Annotated in this window: 22 protein-coding genes; 8 read left to right on the forward strand and 14 right to left on the reverse strand. The window is 44.0% G+C overall.

The genetic code is table 11. The features are described 5' to 3' along the window. Nucleotides 1–9: 9 nt before the first annotated feature. The 5 genes from QUA04_RS05535 to QUA04_RS05555 all read right to left on the reverse strand — a co-directional run bounded on the left by QUA04_RS05535 (nucleotide 10) and on the right by QUA04_RS05555 (nucleotide 7,160). Complete coding sequence (locus QUA04_RS05535; RefSeq protein ID WP_333254545.1) at nucleotides 10–1,224, reverse strand: transposase; 1,215 nt, start codon at nucleotides 1,222–1,224, stop codon at nucleotides 10–12. Nucleotides 1,225–1,387: 163 nt separating this feature from the next. Further along, nucleotides 1,388–3,088, reverse strand: coding sequence for an EAL domain-containing protein (locus QUA04_RS05540; protein WP_333254547.1), 1,701 nt, complete (start codon nucleotides 3,086–3,088; stop codon nucleotides 1,388–1,390). After that, nucleotides 3,088–5,460 (reverse strand): PAS domain S-box protein, encoded by a 2,373-nt coding sequence (locus QUA04_RS05545; protein WP_333254549.1) that lies wholly within the window; start codon nucleotides 5,458–5,460, stop codon nucleotides 3,088–3,090. Before QUA04_RS05545 ends, QUA04_RS05540 begins: the two co-directional genes overlap by 1 nt. A gap of 509 nt (nucleotides 5,461–5,969) precedes the next feature. Next, nucleotides 5,970–6,935, reverse strand: coding sequence for a WD40 repeat domain-containing protein (locus QUA04_RS05550; protein WP_333254551.1), 966 nt, complete (start codon nucleotides 6,933–6,935; stop codon nucleotides 5,970–5,972). 54 nt (nucleotides 6,936–6,989) lie between these two features. Then, on the reverse strand, nucleotides 6,990–7,160 hold the full coding sequence (locus QUA04_RS05555; RefSeq protein WP_333254553.1) for a hypothetical protein: 171 nt from the start codon (nucleotides 7,158–7,160) through the stop codon (nucleotides 6,990–6,992). Between the two features lie 257 nt (nucleotides 7,161–7,417). Between QUA04_RS05555 and QUA04_RS05560 the strand changes: the two genes are divergently transcribed. The 4 genes from QUA04_RS05560 (at nucleotide 7,418) to QUA04_RS05575 (ending at nucleotide 10,818) form a co-directional block, all read left to right on the forward strand. Continuing rightward, complete coding sequence (locus QUA04_RS05560) at nucleotides 7,418–7,792, forward strand: DUF1257 domain-containing protein (RefSeq protein WP_333124399.1); 375 nt, start codon at nucleotides 7,418–7,420, stop codon at nucleotides 7,790–7,792. Between the two features lie 46 nt (nucleotides 7,793–7,838). Beyond that, nucleotides 7,839–8,699, forward strand: coding sequence for a DUF6920 family protein (locus tag QUA04_RS05565; RefSeq protein ID WP_333254557.1), 861 nt, complete (start codon nucleotides 7,839–7,841; stop codon nucleotides 8,697–8,699). Nucleotides 8,700–8,842: 143 nt separating this feature from the next. Next, nucleotides 8,843–10,231: an AAA family ATPase gene (locus tag QUA04_RS05570; RefSeq protein ID WP_333254558.1), complete on the forward strand. Its 1,389-nt coding sequence runs from the start codon at nucleotides 8,843–8,845 to the stop codon at nucleotides 10,229–10,231. Continuing rightward, complete coding sequence (locus QUA04_RS05575) at nucleotides 10,231–10,818, forward strand: hypothetical protein (protein WP_333254561.1); 588 nt, start codon at nucleotides 10,231–10,233, stop codon at nucleotides 10,816–10,818. The genes QUA04_RS05570 and QUA04_RS05575 overlap by 1 nt, the downstream gene beginning before the upstream one ends. A 190-nt stretch (nucleotides 10,819–11,008) precedes the next feature. Here QUA04_RS05575 and QUA04_RS05580 read toward each other — a convergent pair whose 3' ends face one another. The 3 genes from QUA04_RS05580 to QUA04_RS05590 are packed head-to-tail and all read right to left on the reverse strand — an operon-like array spanning nucleotide 11,009 to nucleotide 12,064. Beyond that, the gene (locus QUA04_RS05580; RefSeq protein ID WP_333254563.1) at nucleotides 11,009–11,185 is read right to left on the reverse strand and encodes a hypothetical protein; all 177 of its coding nucleotides are present in this window, start codon (nucleotides 11,183–11,185) and stop codon (nucleotides 11,009–11,011) included. Beyond that, complete coding sequence (locus tag QUA04_RS05585) at nucleotides 11,178–11,786, reverse strand: Uma2 family endonuclease (RefSeq protein ID WP_333254566.1); 609 nt, start codon at nucleotides 11,784–11,786, stop codon at nucleotides 11,178–11,180. Before QUA04_RS05585 ends, QUA04_RS05580 begins: the two co-directional genes overlap by 8 nt. 5 nt (nucleotides 11,787–11,791) lie before the next feature. Further along, a complete protein-coding gene (locus tag QUA04_RS05590) occupies nucleotides 11,792–12,064 on the reverse strand; it encodes a helix-turn-helix transcriptional regulator (RefSeq protein ID WP_333243632.1) in 273 nt (90 codons plus the stop codon). A 123-nt stretch (nucleotides 12,065–12,187) separates the two neighbouring features. On the opposite strand from QUA04_RS05590, the gene QUA04_RS05595 reads away from it, so the two are divergent. The 3 genes from QUA04_RS05595 to QUA04_RS05605 all read left to right on the forward strand — a co-directional run bounded on the left by QUA04_RS05595 (nucleotide 12,188) and on the right by QUA04_RS05605 (nucleotide 13,888). Then, nucleotides 12,188–12,433: a hypothetical protein gene (locus QUA04_RS05595; RefSeq protein ID WP_333254568.1), complete on the forward strand. Its 246-nt coding sequence runs from the start codon at nucleotides 12,188–12,190 to the stop codon at nucleotides 12,431–12,433. Between the two features lie 176 nt (nucleotides 12,434–12,609). Beyond that, nucleotides 12,610–12,858, forward strand: a complete 249-nt coding sequence (locus tag QUA04_RS05600; RefSeq protein WP_333254571.1) for a hypothetical protein — start codon at nucleotides 12,610–12,612, stop codon at nucleotides 12,856–12,858. A 208-nt stretch (nucleotides 12,859–13,066) separates the two neighbouring features. After that, on the forward strand, nucleotides 13,067–13,888 hold the full coding sequence (locus tag QUA04_RS05605) for an Rpn family recombination-promoting nuclease/putative transposase (RefSeq protein ID WP_333254574.1): 822 nt from the start codon (nucleotides 13,067–13,069) through the stop codon (nucleotides 13,886–13,888). A 20-nt stretch (nucleotides 13,889–13,908) separates the two neighbouring features. Here QUA04_RS05605 and QUA04_RS05610 read toward each other — a convergent pair whose 3' ends face one another. From QUA04_RS05610 to QUA04_RS05625, 4 genes are all read right to left on the reverse strand, one after another. Next, nucleotides 13,909–15,111 carry a hypothetical protein gene (locus QUA04_RS05610; protein WP_333254577.1) on the reverse strand — a complete coding sequence of 401 codons (1,203 nt, stop codon included), beginning with the start codon at nucleotides 15,109–15,111 and terminating at the stop codon, nucleotides 13,909–13,911. 39 nt (nucleotides 15,112–15,150) lie between these two features. After that, on the reverse strand, nucleotides 15,151–16,683 hold the full coding sequence (gene ilvA / locus QUA04_RS05615; protein ID WP_333254617.1) for a threonine ammonia-lyase, biosynthetic: 1,533 nt from the start codon (nucleotides 16,681–16,683) through the stop codon (nucleotides 15,151–15,153). 84 nt (nucleotides 16,684–16,767) lie between these two features. Continuing rightward, nucleotides 16,768–17,829 (reverse strand): MAE_28990/MAE_18760 family HEPN-like nuclease, encoded by a 1,062-nt coding sequence (locus QUA04_RS05620; RefSeq protein WP_333254580.1) that lies wholly within the window; start codon nucleotides 17,827–17,829, stop codon nucleotides 16,768–16,770. Between the two features lie 6 nt (nucleotides 17,830–17,835). Further along, complete coding sequence (locus QUA04_RS05625) at nucleotides 17,836–19,011, reverse strand: DUF262 domain-containing protein (protein ID WP_333254583.1); 1,176 nt, start codon at nucleotides 19,009–19,011, stop codon at nucleotides 17,836–17,838. 306 nt (nucleotides 19,012–19,317) lie between these two features. Between QUA04_RS05625 and QUA04_RS05630 the strand changes: the two genes are divergently transcribed. Further along, a complete protein-coding gene (locus tag QUA04_RS05630) occupies nucleotides 19,318–19,872 on the forward strand; it encodes a GNAT family N-acetyltransferase (RefSeq protein WP_333254585.1) in 555 nt (184 codons plus the stop codon). Between the two features lie 91 nt (nucleotides 19,873–19,963). Here QUA04_RS05630 and QUA04_RS05635 read toward each other — a convergent pair whose 3' ends face one another. Further along, nucleotides 19,964–20,533 carry a hypothetical protein gene (locus QUA04_RS05635; protein ID WP_333254588.1) on the reverse strand — a complete coding sequence of 190 codons (570 nt, stop codon included), beginning with the start codon at nucleotides 20,531–20,533 and terminating at the stop codon, nucleotides 19,964–19,966. A 188-nt stretch (nucleotides 20,534–20,721) separates the two neighbouring features. After that, nucleotides 20,722–21,579 (reverse strand): bifunctional class I SAM-dependent methyltransferase/HIT family protein, encoded by an 858-nt coding sequence (locus QUA04_RS05640; RefSeq protein WP_333254590.1) that lies wholly within the window; start codon nucleotides 21,577–21,579, stop codon nucleotides 20,722–20,724. Between the last annotated feature and the right edge of the window lie 55 nt (nucleotides 21,580–21,634).

Below are 21,634 nucleotides of genomic sequence, written 5' to 3' on the forward strand. Positions count from 1 at the left end.
TACCCTAGCCTAAAGGCATGAGGATTCTTTCTTCGCAGGGATTCCGACGAATTTACCCTCAGAAAGCATCTTGACCGTATGCCCTACGGCTGCAAGTCCTCTAATTAGAACTACTTGGGCCGCTGCAACGTCTCTGTCGGCTGTATAGCCGCAATTTGAGCATGAATGAGTACGTTCTGACAAATCTTTTTTACTCGTTTCCGTTAGGCAGTTAGGGCAAGTCTGACTTGTCTTGTCGGCGCTTACCTTCTGAAAGTACACGCCATATTTCCAACAAGTTTGCTCTAGGATTGTGAAGAACTGACCCCAGCTTGCGTCTAAACAGTGTTTCCCTAGCATCGCCCTAGACAGCCCAATCAGATTCAGATCCTCAACGAAAATCATCCCCACGTCTTGGCAGATTTGATGAGATAATTTACGATGCCAATCTTTCCGACTATTAGCAACGTATTGATGCAGTTTGGCGACTTTCTTTTGAGCTTTACGCCAATTGTTAGAACCTAGTTTTTTACGACCGACACGTTGTTGCAGCAATTTAAGCTTGCGTTCTGCGTCTTTTAAAAATCTTTGGCGCTTGACTAAAAGACCGTTAGAAGTTGCTATGAAATTAGTTAATCCAACATCAATCCCGATACCTTCACCGTGGGGCATTGGATTTGGCGCTGAAACGTCCCATTGTAGGGTTAACATCACGTACCAACCGCTAACCCTACGGACTATCCTTGCTTGCTTAATCGTTGCAGCATCAGGGATAGTCCGTGATTGATGAAACTTAACCAAACCAATCTTAGGAAGCTTCACTGCTTGATTTTGGACGGGGTTAACCCCCAATTGTGGGAATACAAACGATCGCATTGTTCCTGCTTTCTTAAACCGAGGGAAACCGTGCTTTTGTTCCCACATACTTACAAAAGCTTTTTCAAGTCTTTTCAGTGTCTGTTGTAGAACGTGTACCTGAACAGCAGCCAAAGCGGGTATGTTTGCCCTAGCCGTAGTTAAACTTTTGCACTGGCTGGCATAAGTTGGTCGTTTTGTTTCGGCTCCTATGATGAATTCAGATCGGATAGAGCAAGCGTTAATCTGACAACTACGAGACTTAAACCAGTCTTTACGTTCAGCTAATGCGTAGTTATACACGCGACGGCATTGTTCTAGCCAATCCTCAAAGATTGCTGTCTGTGCCGTTGTTGGTTTAAGTTTGAATTCGTAGTTTAAATTAAACATTTGCTCTATTCTCCTACCTGATTATACCACAACTATGAGCGAACGTCGGGACGCTTTTTCAATAAAATAATTAAAGCCGTCCCAGAAGGACGGGGCTTGCACCCCAATTTCCGGTCAGTTGTCAGTGGGCAGTTGTCAACAGTTAACGGTCAACAGCCAACAGTCAACACTCAACAATTCCGGAGGATTGCAACCGGAATTGATGTAAATCCCAGCACTTATCGCTTTTCAGCAGCGCTTCAAACTCAGCCCTTGGCAAAGCCTGACTGAAAAGATAGCCTTGAATTTCGTCACATTCGTGCTCGCACAAAAAATCAAGTTCCTGCTTATTTTCTACCCCCTCAGCCACCACCGTCATGTTCATGCAGTGTGCCATTTGAATAATCGCTATTGTTATCGCTGCATTTTGGCGATCGTCTGCAATGTCGCGAATAAAACTCTTGTCTATTTTGATCGCATCAAACGGAAAGCGTTTCGGATAACTCAAAGAAGAATATCCAGTCCCAAAATCATCAATTGCTATCCTAATCCCCTGATCTTTCCACATCGTAAAAGCTTTAGCTGCTGCAATTTCGTCTTGCAAAACCAGACTTTCCGTCAGTTCTAATTCCAAACACTTGGGATCAAGACCAGTTTCTGTTAATATCTCCCTGACTCTTTCCGTGAAATTTTTGCGCTCGAATTGACGGGCTGACACGTTAACTGCCACTCGCAGGGGCGGTAAACCTGCTCTTTGCCATGTTTTAGTTTGCCTGCAAGCAGTCTCTAATACCCATTCACCCAACGGCGCAATCAAGCCCATTTCTTCAGCCATTGGAATAAATTCCCCTGGGGAAACTCGCCCTCGTTCTGGATGATTCCAGCGCACCAAAGCTTCAGCCCCAATAATTTTACCTGTTTTAATTTCTATTTGCGGCTGATAGTATATTTCAAACTCTGAGCTTTTTAAAGCATGGCGCAAGCAAGTTTCTTGAAGAAGTGTATTGATAAAAAAATTAGCATTTTTTGCATTATAAAAATTATAAGTATTGCCGCCTTTCTGCTGAGATTGATACATGGCTATATAAGCATTTTTTAGCATTTCATCTCCGTCAGTGCCGTCCCCGGGATACAAGCAGATCCCCATACTAGCAGTGACAGACACTTCGCAATCTTTGACAATCATACCTTGGGATACAATATCTAAAATGTTTTGAGCAATCTTAGCCACATCCTGTTTTTCTGCAACGGGTTTGAGAATCAGGGCGAATTCAGCAGCTTCCAAACGAGCAACAATATTAATGTTTTCCATACAGTTAGTTAGCCGCTGGGCGATGCTGCAAAGCACCGAGTCGCCGATATCGTGTCCCCAGGTACTGTTAATGCGGTTGATTTTATCTAAGCTAAGCGTGACAACTGGAACGACTCCTGACAATTCTTTTTGGCCATCTAATACTCTAGTTAACTTTTCTCGCAAAAATGAACGATTCGGCAGGTTTGTCAAGCTGTCATACTGATGTCTGTAGAGTGCCAGTTGAATAGTTGTGTGCAAGTTTTTTTCTTCAAATGGCTTGACAATATAGCCGAACGGTTTTGTACTATTGACTCGTCGCAAAGTAGTTTCATCGGCATAAGCTGTCAGATAAACTACCGGAATTTGAAAACGCAACCGAATTTCTTCGGCTGCTGTAATGCCGTCGATTTCTCCTTGCAGGTTAACATCCATTAAAACTAAATCCGGGCGCAACTTGGCTGCGGATTCAATCGCTTTTTCTCCCGAATAGACCATCCCAGTTATTCTATATCCTAGAGATATCAAACTGTCGGAAATGTCTTCCGCAATAATGCTCTCGTCTTCAACTATCAGAATTTTTTTGTTTGACATTAAATTTTCTCCTCAGAGTGCAATTTGGGTTGAGAAAAGGTTATTCTAAAAGTGGTTCCAGTAGTTTCTAACAGTTCTATTTCCCCCCGGATTTGCTTGACTAAAGACCCTACCAGGCGCAAACCCAATGTTCGGGCTTTGCGATAATCTAAGTGTTGAGGAAAACCAATTCCGCTGTCGCTCACGGTTAGTACGCAAACTCTGTTATTCTCTAAAGTGAAATCTATGTTAATTTTACCTTTAACTTGTCCTTTAAAGGCATATTTGAGGGCATTTGTCACCAGCTCGTTGATAATTAACCCGCAAGGAACTGCCGTATCAATATTGAGAGAACACGGCGCAATAGTTGTTTGCAACTTGACGCCTTCTGCATGATTTTCATAAGCTTGGAATAAATTGTGGGCGAGATTTTGGATGTATTCAGCAAAGTCAATGTTTGACAAGTCTTTGGATTGATACAATTGTTCGTGAACCAGGGCCATTGATCTGACTCTGTTTTGACTTTCTTTTAACATTTCACTAACGTGGGTGTCTTGGATATAGCGGGACTGAAGTTTGAGCAAACTGGAAATAACTTGGAGGTTGTTTTTGACGCGGTGGTGAATTTCTTTGAGGAGAACTTCTTTTTCGGCGAGGGATGCTTTGATGCCATCTTCGTCGCGCTTGCGATCTGTAATATCCCGCACTACTGCTTGAATTACTTTTCGTCCGTTAATTTCCATTGCATTTAACAGCACTTCAGCGGGAAATTCTGAACCGTCGAGTCGTTTGTGTACCCAGTCAAAGCGACAGCTACCTGTTTGCATTGCTGTCGATATTCTCTGTATTGCTAGACTGGATGAGTTTTGTCCGCTAGGCTGAAATTGTGGGGAAAAATCGCTCAGTTTCTTGCCGTAAAATTGTTTTGTGTTGCTACAGCAAAATATTTTTAAGGTAGCGGGGTTGCAGTCAAAAAATTCCTTTTCGTCGAGCAACATTACTGCGTCGCTGGTGGCTTCATAAAGACTACGAAATTTGTGTTCTGATTCTTGCAGCGAGCATATCAATTGGTTTTTGAGAGCTTCTGCACGCTTGCGGTCGGTAATGTCTATTCCTACAGAAACTGCTGCGGTTCCCTGATGATATTTCTGAGCTACTATCAAATAGTTGCGGACGAAACCGTTAATTTCTATTTCTATTTCTTGGCAGATTTGCTGAGATGAACTGTCAAAAAAAATTCGGATCAGTTCTCCGAAAGTCGAGCCTTTGTCGAGAAAGTTAATTTCTTGACCGACAAAGCTTTCAGGAGACAGGTTGAATGAGGTTGCTAAGTGCTGGTTGACTCCGATATACCGCAAATCTGAACTGATCCAAGAAATCAGTCCGGGTACCGCATCCAAGACGGCGCGAAGTTGGTCTGTAGCTTCTTTGAGTGCTTCTTCCGCTCGCTTGCGATCGCTAATATCTGTCGCCGTTCCGCACAAGCCTAAAATAGCGCCGTTTTCAGCTTGGTTGACGATGCTGTTGACGCGCAGGTGGACGGGAGTACCGTCTTTGCGAATGTGTACTGTTTCGTAAGGAGAATTAGCGGTTTGTGGGTGAAGTTTGGTTCTCGCTAAAAGTTGGGCAAATATTTCTCTTGGTCTACTTTCTTCATCAGGAACTAAAAAATCGGTGAAGCGGCGTCCGATCATTTCTGGCGGTTCGTAACCGTAGATGCGTTTGGCGGCGGAATTTACAAAAGTCAAGAGGCCTTCAATATCGATCGACCAAATCAATTCTTGGGAGGTTTCTACGAGGTTGCGGTACTTTTTTTCGCTTTCGGCAAGTGCTGCATTGAAGAATGCCGTCTGCTGCTGCAGTCTGTCTTCTAATTCTTGATTTGCCGTTTCCAGAGTGGCGATCAACTGCTCGCGCTCGGTAATTTCAGTAGAAACACCCACTGCCCCAACCACTTCGCCGTTTCCATCTCGCAGCGCTGTCGATCGAATTTCGTGAATAAAATGCCCCTCTCGGGCATTCCAAGTGCGATCGTTTCCTGCTACTACCTCGGCAATATTTTCTAAGATATCTGGCTGGCTAGTGTAAACTTCAAAAATCGACTGCCCGTCAGTTGCACCTGGTTTGAACCCCAAATTTTCTAATCCTTTCCCTGCTGCAAGAGTTAACTTGCCGTCTCTGTCTGTTGCCCATAGGAAAATTGGGGCACAACTGACGGCTGCGTGCAGGGTTTCGTTGGCTTGTTTGAGCCGATCGATTTCTGCGTGAAGCAGTTCCTGGGTGGTATTTAATTCTACCGTTAGTCGATCGGCTTTTTGCTGCCAACTGGCAGCAGTGTCGCACATTTCTGCGAGATTGCCGGAAGGACAGATGGATTGGTTGCAGTGTGACATGGTTACTCTAGGGCGCACTGTATATTTAACCCCAGCCTATCTTTTAAGCATAAACTTTTTAAGTGAAATATTACAATTAGCAGGAATACTCATCCGACCAAGATGCGATATTAAAGCTACTTTAAAGGATTCAGAAATTGCGGCTCGCTCAGGCTTTTCGGCGACAGTTCACAAATTGATAATAAGCTGAATAATGCCTGCCAGTCGGTATTTTTACGGTAATTATTTGTAGTAGTGCAAAAAGAAGTTCCGCAATCCTAGGCTTGCACAAGAACTGGGATTGTAAATTTATTATATTTGTTTGCGTAGATTCACGCACCGAGGAAGAGGGAATCGGGACAATTGAAATATAGGCAGCGGCTGAATGGTTAGGAGGTACTTAATTTGTGAAAATCATGAGGTCGATTCCCTCTTCTTTCTGCCTTCAGCCTTCTGCCCTATTCCCTATTCCCTATTCCTTCTTTCTTCCATCCGCTACATCCGTTACAGAATCCGTTGCCGAACTTCCTTCAATTAATTCCCCAAATTTTGACAGTTTTGTCGATACTGCCGCTGATAATAGTTGCACCATCGCTGCTAAAACTAAGACAAGTAACAGAGCTTTGATGTCCGCTGAGAGTGTAAAAATTTTCGCCCGTACTGGCATTCCAAAATTTGATATTACCATCGGCACTAGCACTGACACCAGTGAGTCCGTCGGGACTAAAGGCGATCGCATTTATCGAGTTAAAATGCCCTGCCAATGTGATTGAACTATCTGGATTCGATAGCTGGCGCAGTTTAATATTTCTGTCCCAGCCGCCAGCCGCCAAAGTCTGCCCGTCTGGACTGAAAGCGAGACAATTCGCGTAACCCTTAATTGTTTGGAAGCATTCTCTGCTGCGGAGGTTCCACAGTTTAATTGTACCGTCAGAACTGCTGCTAGCGAGAGTTGGTGCGATCGGGCTAAAAGCAAGACTAACAATTCCTGCTTTATGAGCTTTCCAAGTTAAAAGACTGCCAAAAGTACAGATTAACTTTCCCGTCTCTAAATTCCAAATTTTGATCGTAGTATCTGCCGAACCGCTGGCGATAACTTGACTGTCGGGATTGATGACAATTGCGCTAATTTCCTCTTCATGTCCGAGGGAAGTATGCCGCAATTCTCCTCCCTGCCAAATTTCGATCGCACGGTGTTTCGGAGTATTTCTGCTCCTCACAAAAACTTCGCTTTCTTTGCAAAGGACAAAAGTTTCTTGAGCGCGGGGATACTTGTCAACAGTATAGAGTATTTCTCCAGTCTCTACATCGCAAATTCTAATTATTTTCCCGTGCAAACTCGCCGTGCGATTACCTCCGGGACTAATCGCCAGATTTGTGCCTGTTTTGACAGTGCGGATACAGTCAAAAAGCTTGTAAGGCACGAATTCTTTTAAAGCTTGGCGCACTAGAGGTTCTGTCCTCGATCGCAAAATTAAATAAGCAACTCGCTGCACTTCTGCTGCGGGGTCAAGCAGCGCCTCAATTGCTAAATTTAAACCAGCGCCTCCCTATTTAGGAGCATCTTTAACAGCGGCAATCCGTGACTCGATACTAGGACTGTTGAAGCGCTGCTTGACCCCCGCGATGCCTCCCAAAACAGCGCCGGCGATCGGGATTTGACTTTGGCCGCCGAGGACGGCATCATATTCTCTGGGTTGGTTAGAATTGTCTGGCATCATACGATTTTAGATTTTAGATTTTGGATTTTAGATTGAATAATTGGAGGATTGAAAAAAGCGAACTCACGGATGAATCGGGGAATTGTTATCGGATACTATGTTGTTAATTTCTGAACATATGAATCCGAGGGCTTGTAACCTGGCTGCTTTCGCTGACGCTCAAACCAGGTTTAACATCGCAACTTCTAACTTATTGACTGTTGCTGTTTATAGTATTATAATCAAATCAGCGTTTCACACAAAAATCCGAAAGTGATATGTCACACTTCACAACGATCAAGGTTCAGATCAAAAACGGCGAACTGCTGCATCAAGTGTTGGAAGAGTTGGGTTATCAAGTAGAGTCCAATGTGCAGGTACGGGGTTATCGCGGCGACAAAACTAATGCGGAGTACGTGATTCGGCAATCCAACGGTTACGATTTGGGTTTTCGCCGCAGCGGAGAGGATTACGAATTGGTGGCGGATTTTTGGGGCGCTAGAATTAATCAGCAGGAATTTGTCAATTTAATTAGTCAAAAATACGCGCGCAAAAGTTTGATGGCGGCGGTGCAGTCAGAGGGTTTTCATGTTGAAGAAGAGGAAACTTTGGCAGATGGAACGCTGAGAGTTGTAGTGGGTCGATGGGTTTAGGACTCGCGCTTGATTAACTCGTTTTTACCTATCAAGAGGAATCACCATGTGGCGCTCGGCGATCGTACTAATTATCCTCGCGCTTGTAGTTGGCATTGTTGGCGCGATCGCCCTTGGAGCATACCGCGGGGATCTGAGTACCAAGGAACTGCGAGCGAATCTGGAAGCTGCGCGATCGCCGATTAAACCTCTCACATTTGATGCGCGGGAAATTGCCGATTTACCCCAGCCAGTGCAGCGCTACTTTCGCGCGGTGCTGAAGGAGGGACAACCGCTAATTGCAGCAGCGCGGGTTTCCCACGAAGGCACGTTTAACATGAGCGAAACCGCAGAAAAATGGAGCGCCTTCACCTCAACTCAACTCGTAATTACTCAGCGCCCTGGCTTTGACTGGGACGGGCGAATTGCCATGATGCCCGGTATCAATGCGTTTGTTCATGATGCCTACATTTCTGGCGAAGGCATCCTCCATGCGGCGCTGCTGGGCCTGGTGACTCTGGCGGATATCCGCGGCACTCCAGAAGCGGCACTTGGGGAACTGATGCGCTTTTTCGCGGAGGCGGCTTGGTATCCGACGAGACTGCTGCCGAGTCAGGGTGTTCGCTGGGAGGCGATCGACAATTCTTCGGCCAGAGCAACGCTACAGGATGGCGACACCGCTGTTTCCCTGGATTTCCGCTTTGATGAAGCAGGGCTAATCGCCAGTATCCGCGCCGAGGCCCGCGCCCGTACAGTTAACGGGGGACTGGTGTTTGCGCCCTGGCAGGGCCGCTTCTGGGACTACGAATTGCGAGACGGTATGCGGATTCCCCTCTCCGGCGAGGTGGCGTGGCAACTGCCTGATGGCTCGCTATTGCCCTACTGGCGCGGCCGCATCACGAATATTGCCTATGAGTTTGCAGGGTAAGCGTTGGTTGCGATCGATCGAGTTGGGGGCGATATTATTGAAAGGTTGATGCTAAAGCGCGATCGTCCGAATCGCTACGAGTTTTCGGCTCTTGGCATGGTTAAAAAGTGATAATGGTGGGCGATCGCTCAAGGAATACGACAATGAAAATTAAAATTAAAAATCTTGGTGCTTTAAAGCAAGCCGAATTCACCCTTGGCGATCTGACAATCATTTGCGGTGGTAACAATACTGGCAAAACTTACGCAACTTATGCCTTGTTTGGCTTTTTGTCTACTTGGCAAGATAGGTTTCCAATCAAAATCAATGCTGACAAAATCGACCTGCTTCTTGCTGACGGCGTAGTTCGTCTTGATATACCAGAATATGTCGAACAGACTGAGAAGATTCTTGCTGAAGGTTGTCACGCATATACCAAGGAATTACCAAAGATTTTTGCAGCACCGTCTGAACGATTCAAAGAAACCAAATTTCAGGTGAGCTTGGACACCACAAATATTGATTTGTCCACCCAATTCGATCTAAAAATTGGCTCCGGCGAGGCATCACTTTTCTCGATCACCAAAAAACAAAAAAGTACAGAATTATTTGTCACCCTGCTTGTTGAGAAAGAGAAAGTAAAAATTCCCAGAGAAATCCTTGAGCTCATCATTGCCGACGCACTGAAAAATATGATTTTTGCTCAGCTTTTCCCTCGTCCTTTCATAGCCAGCAGCGAACGGACTGGTGCTGCTATTTTTCGCAAAGACTTGAATTTCGACCGCAATCGCTTATTTAAAGAAATCGGTCAGGCTAGCCAAGATATTGATCTAGTAAAAGTTCTACTTAAAGATTATGGAGATTATGCCTTGCCGATAAAGACAAATGTAGATTTTATGCGGAAACTTGAAACCATTGCCAAGAACAGCAGTTTCATTTCTGACAACCATCCCGACGTGTTGGAAGATTTTGCTGACATTATCGGCGGCGAGTACACAGTTACGCGGAACGATGAACTTTATTATGTGCCGAAGAAGCGTAAACAGGTCAAGCTTTCTATGGATGAAAGTTCAAGCGCCGTGCGTTCTCTACTAGATATCGGCTTTTACCTAAGACATCAGGCTCGAATTGGTGATTTGCTGATGGTGGACGAACCGGAACTGAACCTACACCCAGAAAATCAGCGCCGGGTGGCGCGACTTTTGGCCCGACTTGTTAATCTTGGGATTAAGATTTTCATAACTACCCACAGCGATTACATCATCAAAGAACTGAACACCCTGATCATGCTCAACCATGACAAACCCCATCTCAAGCGCATTGCTAAAGAAGAAGGCTATCTAGAAGCCGAACTAATCTCTTCTGAAAAAATCAAAGTCTATATCGCGGAAGAGGTATTGATACAATTAGATGGCAAAACAAGAAAGACTAAATGCCAAACCCTTACAGCCGCCGACATCGACCCGGAACTGGGTATTGAAGCCCGCAGTTTTGATAAAACCATTGAAACGATGAACCGAATTCAGGAAGCGATCATCTGGGGAGAGGAGTAATGTTGTCTGATATTGATATCCTCAAGGAGATGATTAATAAAAAGGCTACAGTGCAATTAAAAGGACAACAGGATGGAAAAGGGATCAAATACTCAGTCACACTCACAGAACCTCAGCATAGTTATTCGGTAACGATTGATAGAATGCCAAAGGATGATAAGGTGATCGTCATCGATGTAGATACTTATTTCCCAGCACCAAGAAAGATTTTTACAGGATCGAAAGGTGAGTGTAAGCGCGCTGATTTTGTCATTGTTACGAATACTGGCACCGAAAAAATTATCCTTTGTCTGGAGATAAAGAAAACGAAAGGCACGAATTCAACAATTATTCAGCAACTGACTGGCGCACAATGTTTTGTTGCCTATTGCAAGGAAATCGGCAAAGCATTTTGGCACAAACATAACTTCCTTGATGCTTATCAATATCGTTTTGTCTCTATCGGTCATATCAGCATTTCCAAGAAAAAAACACAGAGTGAATCTTCAACTAATAAAAATCCTAATTCAAAGGAAATTCACGATTGTCCAAATCGAATGCGAAAAATTAGCTACTCAGGCAGCCTTCGGTTTGATCGCCTGATTTAAGAACAAAATTATGAAGGTGTATCACATAATATACCATTATGATTTATACGGTGGGTTAGTCGATCGCCAATTTTACACTTAAGCAAACACAAATAGCAAAAAGAATGACAAAATGGTTGCAGAAGAATTGAGGCTACTGACGAGTAGGGCGATCGCCCTAAGCAGAAAACCCAAGTGCGATCGCCCTTAACTACCAAATCGTTTCAACCTGAGAAATATCATACCGCCGCGCGATCGCTACTAAAATGCGATCACGCGGCAATTGCTCGATCGCCTGGATGATGCAACTATCAGGCAAACAACCGGACTCACTATTGAGGATGTGCGGAATTTGCGATCTGCTCGAAATTAGAGCCAAGTTATCCACCTGCTTTCAGCCACCCAAAAACCTGCTCCACAGTCAAATCTAATGTTAAAAAACTTGGCACGGGCAACCGATCTTGTCCCGTTAACTCAACTGGTTCTCGTCCGGGAATAAATGCTAAAATAAACCGTTCCTCTGGATCGATTAACCATCCGAGCTGAGTCCCGTATTTCAAACAGTGTAAAATATTACTAATCACCTTAGTTGCTTTCTGGTCTGCGGATAAAATTTCTACTGTCCAGTCGGGATGAATTTCAAAGGAATTCGGAACTTCGCCATCCGCTTCAAAAGTGATTCTATCCCAAGCAAATACTGTAGCATCAGGTACAATAGAACGCCCGCCAAAAGTACAGCGCAATTCGGGAAAAGCAAGAGCAATTCGTTCTGTTTCCCCAACTAGATTAACAGCGTTGCAAAACTTGAGTTGCAAACGAGAATGTTTGCCTTGAGGCATAATCTTTTGGTGAATGCGTCCGTTAATAAATTCACTCGCAGGTTGAGTTTCCGGTAGTTTGAGGAAAGCTTCGAGAGTGAGAGAAATGGGAAGTGCTGCTGTCATCGCTTTGAATTCGGTGTCATTGCCACTCTGCCATAATTTTATCATTAACTCTATTCTGTGTTTGTAGATCGATCGACCTCACCCTCACCCTCATCCTCCAAAATCTCACCCAAATAGCGCTGCACAAACTCCCGCGCTGCATCTATATCGAGCAACTTTAACGCCACAACCATCTTCACAAGCGTGTCTCCAGTTGGATCTATCAACTCATTAAACCAACGATAGACAACAGAACTTCGCACACCCATTGCGATCGCCAATTTGTTTTGGCTAATCCCATAGGTGTTCAGCACATCTCTCAAAACTTGACCAGCTTTTCCCATGCACCCCATGATGCCAAGGGATGCCCCAACCGTAAATAACTACACATATGTAGTTATTGCAGTATGATAGAGATAACTACACATATGTAGTTATTGGTTGATTTTGAAGATGAGGACTTCCCAATGGCTAAAGACTTTCCAATCGAACCGCCCAAGGACACCCAACAAGAGGCAGAGCCCACGGACGATCGAGAAAACCGGGAACCCGTGCGTATCATGGTTGTTGGCTCCCGCCAAGGCATAACCGCCGTAGTAAATTGGCTGGTGCGACTAGGTTTTGCCCAAATGGCAGAATGGAGCGACTTGCAGCGTGCACCGAATACAGGCCAGTGGATGCGCGTGCTGACAAAATGGTTGCAGAAGAATTGAGGCAACTGACGAGTAGGGCGATCGCATTTCATAAACCTGATGTTTGGGAATCGTGCGATCGCCCGTCAATCGATTTTAGATTTTAGATTTTAGATTTTAGATTGACCCCACGGATAAATGCGGGGGCTTGAGGATTTTCGATTTTCGATTTTGAATTTATTCCACGGATAAATCACGTGGCGGGTACCATCAAGAAATTCTTGGTCAAGTTCGATCGACCTTCTAATACAATTAAAACCGCGAACGTTGAGGTTGCCATGACATTAGTAGTTGTAGCGGAACCGGCACCCCTAGAAACTAATGCTGACGGCGTAGTGCTAGTGGGTAAAACTCCCGTGACTTTGGATACCGTCATTGCAGTGTTTAAGCAGGGAACAACCGCAGAAGAAATCGTCGATCGTTATCCGTCGCGCTCGATTGGCTGATGTGTATGCCGCGATCGCTTTTTACCTCAATCATCAGCAGGAAGTCGAAACATATTTGCAGCTTCGACAGCAACAAGCACAAGAGATTCGCAAGATGAATGAAGCATGAGCTGCTGGCGATATTACCCCCCTGGTGGCTGTTTTTTCCTACTCGCCATGAAATCAAGTGTTACGATCGACACAGCGGTCGTTATTCCCGATTCTAACCATGACATTCATCAACCCCAAAACCGATTACGCCTTCAAAAAAATATTTGGCTCCTCAGAAAGCAAAGACATTCTGATCAGTTTTCTCAACGCCATGATTTACGATGGCAACCCTACCATTGAAGACTTAGAAATTATCAACCCCAACCTGCCGCCCAGAGTCGAAGGTTTGAAAGATACTTATTTAGATGTAAAAGCCAAACTTGCCGATGGTACCCTAGTCATTATTGAAATGCAGGTATTAAACGTAGAGTCTTTCGGTAAGAGAGTATTGTACAACGCAGCCAAAACTTACGCCTTTCAATTGCAGAAAGGAGAAGGCTACCGAATGCTCAAACCCGTGATTGCATTAACACTGACTGATTTCGAGATGTTTCCAAATAGCGAACAGCTAATTTCGAGATTTATCTACAAAGAAGCAAGCACAAATCTCATCTATACCGATAATAACATCGAGTTAGTATTTGTAGAACTTCCGAAATTTACCAAAGAAGTACACCAGCTAGAAACGATTGCCGATAAATGGATTTATTTCATGAAATATGCGAGGACGATAACGGAGGTCCCGCCAGTAATGGATAGCGTTCCAGAGATTCATCAAGCCTTTGGCATCGCAAATCAAGTGAACTTAACCCCCGATGAATTGGCGGATATCGAACGGCGAGAAATGTTTATTTATGACCAACAAGGAGCTATACTCCAAGCCGTTCAAGCAGAAAAGCTGGCGATCGCGCGGCAATTGCTCGATCGCCTGGATGATGCAACTATCAGTCAAACAACCGGACTCAGTATTGAGGATGTGCGGAATTTGCGATCGCCATGAAATTTCTTTGCCAACAACAATCACAACTGCAAAGCCCCAGACACCTTGGCATTTTTAACACTTGAAATCCGAATCAAAGACCCTGATTTTACAGCAATCTTAGGTTTCCATTCATAAACCCCATCGCTAGTCGTGCGGTTGGCTATGGTTTCAACCAACTTATTCTCTCGATACAGCTCAATCTTGACCTCATCCTGAATATTGTCTCTCCACAAAATCAAATAAGGTTTATTTGCTTCCACCTGCACTTGGACTGCTGGTTTAGCCACTAATATTGTTGGTGAAGCTGTCTGAGATTTTCTATTCCTAAATCCTAAATAGTGCGGCAGTTCGCGAGTGGCAATATTATTTGATTGAGGCAACATAATCTCCCCGATTTTAGGATTGAATAGATAAGTTGAGAGTCCGCCGTCGATCGTCACGATATCTCCTTTCACTCCGAATTCTCGCATTAACTTAGCTGCTGCATCTAATGTCGCTTCATTAACTGTGATAATTGCCAGCAATTCATTACCCTTGCGACCATCTTTGTCCAGCGTACCGATAACGTGATACCTATTTGCGGGATTTTTAGATATGAGTTTAGCTGGATGGTGCTTGTATTTGTAAGTAACAACTGCATTTTGTACTTCTTTTTGATTCAATGGCTTTCCGGTTTGCGGTTCGTAATTTGTGATATATGCTTCTCGATCGTTCCAGACCAAAGCTTTCAATCGAACATTTTTATACTGCCAATCTTTGGGTTTCTTGACTGGGCCGTAGATGCCGCTACCGCCAGTAATAACTTGACCGTTAAATTTGATAGGAAAAGATAGCTGCGTGCTGCGTTCGTATTGTTCAAAAAAAGAACAGTTAATCACGGAGAAAACACCATTACCGTAAAGTTTTTTGTATTCTCCTCTAACTTCAGAGAATAACTTGCTCTTAAAGAAAGGACTGTAATATTTGTTTTCTCCCTGATAATACAGTCCTTTATTGAAAACCATCCGATCCACCTCTCCAATTAGCTGGTCTATTTGCATTTTTTGGACGTTAATAACTTGCAAATAAGCGTGATTTCCGTTGGGTAGTTCTTTTTTGTACAACTCTGCACCATCTCTGGTATCCACAGGTTGAAAATAACTGACTGGGCTGGAAAGTTGTTCGATCGCAAAATGTGCAACTGCAGCCACAACAGCAACAGCAAAAATCATCAAAAAAAACGGCAATATTTTTTTGAACACGTTCCTAAATATTAATTTGTTTCAAAACCACAAACCAAACTATCTTAAAAATAGCTTATACGCCGGATTTTGACTCTCATCCCCATACTGATAGCCCAGCGTATCCAAAAAAGCCTGCCATTCCTGCATCTCATCGGGCGGAACTTGAATTCCCACCACAATTCGCCCGTAATCGGCGCCATTATTTCGATAGTGAAAAACGCTGATATTCCAGTTAGGGCTCATCGAACCGACAAACTTCATCAAGGCACCCGGACGTTCGGGAAATTCAAAGCGATAAAACAATTCATGATCGGCCAGCATCGAACGCCCGCCCACCATATGCCGCACGTGCAATTTAGTTAATTCATCATCCGTTAAATCCAAAGTCTTGAAGCCACAACCTTCAAAACTTGCGGCTATCTTCACCGCATCGGCACGGTTTTGAATTTGTACGCCGATAAAAATATGTGCCTCTTTCTCATCCGCAATTCGATAGCTAAATTCAGTTAAATTGCGTTTGCCCAGACATTCGCAAAACCTGCGGAGACTTCCCGGTTGTTCGGGAATTGTGACTGCAAAAATGGCTTCGCGGCGTTCGCCAAACTCGGCTCTTTCTGCTACAAAACGCAGCCGATCGAAATTCATGTTCGCGCCGCAAGCAACAGCAATTAATGTTTGTCCTGCGATTTGTTCCCGTTCCACGTAAGCTTTCGCACCTGCGATCGCCAAAGCGCCGGCAGGTTCTAATATCGATCGCGTATCTTCAAAAACATCCTTAATCGCCGCGCAAACATCATCCGTATCCACCAAAATAATCTCATCCACATACTCCTGACACAGCCGAAAAGTTTCCTCCCCCACTTCCCGCACCGCAACGCCGTCAGCAAATAAACCCACCTGCGACAAACGCACCCGTTTACCCGCTTTCAGCGATTGATTCATTGCATCGGAATCCACCGGTTCGACGCCAATAATCTTAATTTCCGGCCGCAACCGCTTGACATAGGCAGCAATTCCCGAAATCAATCCCCCGCCGCCAATTGCCACAAAAATTGCGTGAATTGGTTTTTGATGTTGCCGCAGAATTTCCATGCCGATCGTACCCTGTCCAGCAATCACGTAGGGATCATCAAAAGGGTGAATAAAAGTCATACCTTTTTCGGCCTCTAATTGACGCGCAAAGGCGTAAGCATCATCGTAAGCATCCCCATGCAAGACTACCTCTCCACCACGGGCTATCACCGCATTTACCTTCACCTGCGGCGTCGTTACGGGCATGACTATAATCGCGCGAGTTCCCAGGTGGCGGGCGGCGAGGGCGACTCCTTGGGCGTGGTTGCCGGCGGAAGCTGCAATCACACCTTGTGCTAGCAAATCCGGCGACAGTTGCGCCATTTTGTTGTACGCACCCCGCAGTTTGAAGGAAAACACCGACTGCATATCCTCTCGCTTCAGCAAAAGTTTATTGTTGAGCCGTGCTGATAGATTCGGGGCTACTTCTAGGGCTGTTTCTTGAGCAACATCGTAGACGCGGGCGGTGAGGATTTGTACCAGGTAATCGCAAAGCATGGGGTTAGCAGGTTGGTTGATGCCAGATGGTGGGATAATTGTAGGGCACTTGTGTTAGTATTTTGCGGGAAATTGGCGATCGGGCGATCGCAGTTAACGAAAGATTCACTCAACTGGGTTTGATTTAGTTACATAAATAGTCAAGCCTATTCTGGCATCCCGATCGAACTTTAACCCTACTTCTGCCTCCGAGGTTATTTCCACATGATTGTGGGAAATATCATTAAGCTGAAGGCTCTCAACTTTAGCAGCGTAGCAGTACGACAATTCATCATTAACTAAAACTAGAAAAACACGTTCTTCTACAGTTAATGTAACTTGCTGAACTTTGGCTACCCCTGCTTGTGGCTTTTTGAACCACTCAGTAATTTTTCCAATCTCCCTTACCAGCCCTCGATCGATCTGGCGTAAAATTATATTGTAGGTGACTAAATCGGCAAGGGATTTACATAAAGCCTCAACAAAATCACCTAAGTCCAACAGTTCTTGAGTCCCCAAAATCTCATCTGTAGAGCCGTGTGCTGCTTTATTTCGATAGTCAACCAGTTGTTTTAGTTCTCCTTCTGCCGTGTTTTGACTGCCGCGAACTTCCTCTACAAAATATTTAATTTCTTTGTGGTTAATTACCCATTTCCACGCCTCATCAATCCCAGCATTTTTCAACACTGTTTCTAGCACTTCCTTCCGTAAATTTTGCTCGTGCAATAGGAAAGCATCAGGAAGTAGCTCGTATTTTCCAGTGTCAGTAATTCCACAGGATAATCCTTGCACTACTTTCTCAACTGAAAGGTGTTGAAACCTATTCTTTTTGATGTCAATCAATAAGCGCCCTATACCCTCTCGATGGGTATTTTGGATTTTTTCTCCCAAATCTGAATAACGTGGAACCAAATCGGGCATCCGTCGCAGCCAATCCGAAATTAAATCCTCAACGAAGCGCTCGTAAATAGCATACAATCGGGTTACAACAGCAGAGCGATCGTAAATTTCCCACTCCTTTTCGCTAGGAATTACCTCTATTAATGCGGCCAATTCAGGATCTTCTGCCAACTTCTGTTTATTGAAACTGTCTCGAAATACGATTCTTCTAAGTCGATGGTTAGTCTTGATTATCGCACGAACTGTTGAAATTTTGACACTAGCTTTCTCGATCAGCTCCTCAAACATCGCAAGTTACTCTCCGATAACTTGCGAAAGCATTTCGTCAAATATTCTGAGCCGCTCCTGAATCTCTGCTTTACTTGTTCCACCTCCTGTCAAAAAACGAGCTTCCGGTTGGTTAAAGAGGTTTTTTGTTGCTTCAATAACGCGATGTCTTCCAGACATTAATTGATAGGCATCAAGTAAATGCTTGTTAAAACCAAGCATAGTCGCATCATAATAGAATCGATTGGATTGTTCAGACCAAGTTTGAGATTGAGGATCGAATGGTTTAAATAAATGCTGGCCGTAAACTCGATAGGCTAATGAAAGAGTTTCTATAAAAGTATCTTCCAAGAAATTAATGTCGTGCAGTGAAAAACTTAAAGTTTTCATCATATACAAGTCTAAAAACTCTAGCAGTTCCATTTGATAATGTTCTATATTCCTTAGGGCAAAAAAACGCAAAACTAATTCAGCATCTTCCATTTTTTCATAAATAATGTTCTTCTCTAAGTCTCGGCTGTTATCGTCTGTCGGAATTCCCCAAGCTTCAGCAAATATGGGATTGCGCGCTAATTTTAGCAACAGTTCATTGAACTTTCCACCATACAAAATGTTTCTCATTTCCTGCTGGCTGAAGTTTAATCTTCCAGTATTTAGACGTTCAAAGGTTTTCTTTTTGAGGAACTTGTCTGCTTCAGGGTTGGAGGTTAATTCGGCAAGAATTGCTATTGAGGATATGGATCGGCGATCGATATTAGCCCTAATTTGTAGAGGAAGTCTGCTGTAGGTATGTCCATTTAATTCAGGCAAAATTTCCAGCTCAGTCAGTTTTAGTTTGTTTTCATAAAACTCTTGAATAGCGGAGATTCGCTGCTCACCATCCAAGACTTCATAAGGCTTGAAATCTTGTTTGTACAGAATTATTGAAGGTACGGGAATATTGAGAATAAATGACTCTATTAATCGGGATTTCATCGTCGCAGTCCAACGACCCCTTCTTTGGTAGAACGATCGCATTTCTATATAATTAGAAAGCTTTAATGATTCAACAAACCGGGGAAGCTTTTCACGGTTAATTTCGGTAACGATTGGTGTTTCTTTGAAGTCGTAGCGCTGGTATGTGTCGCGCTCGAACCTGCGATGATCGGGTGTGTTTTGTGACCAACTATTCCACATCTTTTCTTCAAATGGTGCGAGCTGCATTTCCGTAGTCTCCCTAAGCACAACTTGTTAATAATTATAGCATTTTCAGGATTAGCCGATCGCCTCAAATCTAGCAAACTAGCGATCGCAAATTATCGCTGCAGAAGATCGATCGCCCTCACCCGATCGCCAAATCCGATTTTATGGCAAAATTAGCCTAGACTGAAATATGAAAGCTGGCGATCGGGCAAGCTGTAGCGAATGTTGCCCTCGTGAGTCCTGACTTCGTTTTTGCCGTTTACCCCGGTTATAAAATCCGGTTTGTGAGCGTATTAGTCCGTAATCCTTGATTTAGTATGTAAATTCATGAACGTACAAATTACAGATTTGCGTGCGGTTGACGAGCCAAAAATTCAACAGGTAGCTAGATTAATAGTTGAAGGTTTTAAAGAGCATTGGCCCGATGCTTGGCCCGATCTAAAATCTGCTTTGCAAGAAGTGCAAGAATCTTTGGGAGCCGATCGCATCAGTCGAATTGCTGTCGCCGACAGCAATCAAGTTTTGGGATGGATTGGCGGGATTAAACAGTATGACGGTAATGTTTGGGAACTTCACCCGCTGGTAGTGGGAACAGAATTTCGCGGACAAGGAATTGGTCGATCGCTCGTAGCTGATTTAGCAACAGAAGCTAAAAACCAGGGAGGGCTCGTGCTGTGGGTGGGTACCGACGACGAAGACAATCAAACCACTCTTTCAGGCATCAATCTTTATCCTAACGTTTGGGAACACGTCGCCAAAATTAGAAATTTGCGCGGTCATCCCTACGAATTTTATCAAAAAATGGGTTTTGCGATCGTGGGAGTGATGCCCGACGCCAACGGAATTGGCAAGCCAGATATTTACATGGCAAAGCGGTTGTAAAGTTTAATGTAGGTTCTAAATTTACTGACCGATGGCTTGCGAATCCAACACTTAGCAAAATTAGTTGTTGAAAGTTTCCCAGAAAATCGGTCTAGTCTGGACGTGCGAACCCCGTTCGAGGGTCGCTAATAAACAAACCCAGAACTAACGAATCCATCACCGTATCCCAGACAGGAGTCAAACGCTCTGCATCGTCAACCCAGTAATCAAAAGTAATCAAACACTGAACATTAGAACCCAATCCAATACAGATTCGCGAATAAGCTTCCCGCTGTTCTGGAGGGTCGATAAACTTAAATTCCGTCCAAACAATGCGGGCAGTTTGCCGCTTCAATTGGATAATTTCCCCAAAAGCGATCGGATTCCGCGTCTCATCTTCAACCACCTTCTGTAATAGCGGCACCAGCGGAAAATCTGCCCAGTTACCAGGTGGTAGCAAATTAAACGAAACCTCCAAACGACAATCATCATCCGGCGGCTTTTTATCCGTAAACCGGAACGAATTAGTATCCGGTTCAAAATGCCAATCTTCCGGGACATCAAAGCGGACTGCACCTCTTCCTGCTACAAAAATTCGAGTTCCAGACTTTGACTTCCAATTGTGGTCTTCTTTGAGCTCTAGGGTTTCCTTAAGCCATTCTTGCTTTTTGCGCTTAGACATAAACAGAACACCAAATTGCTGCTAATGTGTAGTTTGAGACTTGGCAAACACATTTTAACTCTATTTTGCTCGCCGTTTGCTCAAAGATAACAATCCTTACAAAAATTATAAATTCCTCTTTTCTCTATACCTCTGTGTTCTCGGCGCCTCTGCGGTAAAAAATAATTTCTTTCACAATTGGCTAACTTTTATTTTCCACTCTTGGGAATCACATACCTAATTCCGCCTTTATTCCCAGCCGCATCGCCCTTATAACGCGGGATCACATGAATAGCCGCGTGAGTGCGACTTTGACCAGCCTGTTTATTAATATTTATTCCCACATTAAACCCGTCAGGCTGAAACTCTTTACTTAACATCTCTTGTACCTTATTAGCCATAAACCAGCAAGCCGATTGCTCTCGAAACGGCAGTTCAAAATAATTAGCGACGTGACGCTTGGGGATGATTAAAACATGACCTTTGCTGGCGGGATAACCATCAAACATCGCATAAGCTGTTGCTGATTCAGTTAGCAAAATTAGATTTTTATACGGATTGCAGAATATGCAGTTATTAGTAGAATTTCTTTGATGGTTGTAATGCACGTATTTGTAAATTTCGCAATACTCATCTAGGTGAAATGGCTTAAATGGAAGTTTGACAATGCACTGATATGTAGGTTTTTTGTGGACATAATGTTCTCGAAAGCCTTCTTTTTTGATATCCCTTCTCACCGCAAAATACGCATTCCCTCCCGGTTTCAACAGGTGGGACACTTCCATCAGGACATTAGCTTGTTCTTCAGGGAACAAAACATTCAAAACATAAAAGCAAATGATTGTGTCGAATTTATCTTCGGGGAATTCCGGGAAGTAATAAGGGTCATAACCCGTAATATCGAAGCCTTTTTGCTGCAACAATCTCACATCGCTGCCCAAGCCGCAGCCAAAATCTAAAACTTTGCCTTGCAGCAAGTTTTTATCCAATAAAAATCTTGCCGGAAATGACAGATAAATTCTTTCGATGGCCGTCAGGTGGCTGAATTTATTTTGTTGCTTTTTCATGGCAGCATAAATTTGATTTTAATCGATATTTTTCAGTCCGCGCACCATCCGGACG

Source organism: Microcoleus sp. S13_C5 (assembly GCF_036700845.1).
Classification (GTDB): domain Bacteria; phylum Cyanobacteriota; class Cyanobacteriia; order Cyanobacteriales; family Microcoleaceae; genus Microcoleus.

Excerpts from the sequence above, each read along its gene's own strand:
- QUA04_RS05535 (WP_333254545.1), bottom strand. The coding sequence starts at position 1,224 with ATGTTTAATTTAAACTACGAATTCAAACTTAAACCAACAACGGCACAG.
- QUA04_RS05540 (WP_333254547.1), bottom strand. The coding sequence starts at position 3,088 with ATGTCAAACAAAAAAATTCTGATAGTTGAAGACGAGAGCATTATTGCG.
- QUA04_RS05545 (WP_333254549.1), bottom strand. The coding sequence starts at position 5,460 with ATGTCACACTGCAACCAATCCATCTGTCCTTCCGGCAATCTCGCAGAA.
- QUA04_RS05555 (WP_333254553.1), bottom strand. The coding sequence starts at position 7,160 with ATGATGCCAGACAATTCTAACCAACCCAGAGAATATGATGCCGTCCTC.
- QUA04_RS05560 (WP_333124399.1), top strand. The coding sequence starts at position 7,418 with ATGTCACACTTCACAACGATCAAGGTTCAGATCAAAAACGGCGAACTG.
- QUA04_RS05565 (WP_333254557.1), top strand. The coding sequence starts at position 7,839 with ATGTGGCGCTCGGCGATCGTACTAATTATCCTCGCGCTTGTAGTTGGC.
- QUA04_RS05570 (WP_333254558.1), top strand. The coding sequence starts at position 8,843 with ATGAAAATTAAAATTAAAAATCTTGGTGCTTTAAAGCAAGCCGAATTC.
- QUA04_RS05575 (WP_333254561.1), top strand. The coding sequence starts at position 10,231 with ATGTTGTCTGATATTGATATCCTCAAGGAGATGATTAATAAAAAGGCT.
- QUA04_RS05585 (WP_333254566.1), bottom strand. The coding sequence starts at position 11,786 with ATGATAAAATTATGGCAGAGTGGCAATGACACCGAATTCAAAGCGATG.
- QUA04_RS05590 (WP_333243632.1), bottom strand. The coding sequence starts at position 12,064 with ATGGGAAAAGCTGGTCAAGTTTTGAGAGATGTGCTGAACACCTATGGG.
- QUA04_RS05595 (WP_333254568.1), top strand. The coding sequence starts at position 12,188 with ATGGCTAAAGACTTTCCAATCGAACCGCCCAAGGACACCCAACAAGAG.
- QUA04_RS05605 (WP_333254574.1), top strand. The coding sequence starts at position 13,067 with ATGACATTCATCAACCCCAAAACCGATTACGCCTTCAAAAAAATATTT.
- QUA04_RS05620 (WP_333254580.1), bottom strand. The coding sequence starts at position 17,829 with ATGTTTGAGGAGCTGATCGAGAAAGCTAGTGTCAAAATTTCAACAGTT.
- QUA04_RS05625 (WP_333254583.1), bottom strand. The coding sequence starts at position 19,011 with ATGCAGCTCGCACCATTTGAAGAAAAGATGTGGAATAGTTGGTCACAA.
- QUA04_RS05630 (WP_333254585.1), top strand. The coding sequence starts at position 19,318 with ATGAACGTACAAATTACAGATTTGCGTGCGGTTGACGAGCCAAAAATT.
- QUA04_RS05635 (WP_333254588.1), bottom strand. The coding sequence starts at position 20,533 with ATGTCTAAGCGCAAAAAGCAAGAATGGCTTAAGGAAACCCTAGAGCTC.
- QUA04_RS05640 (WP_333254590.1), bottom strand. The coding sequence starts at position 21,579 with ATGAAAAAGCAACAAAATAAATTCAGCCACCTGACGGCCATCGAAAGA.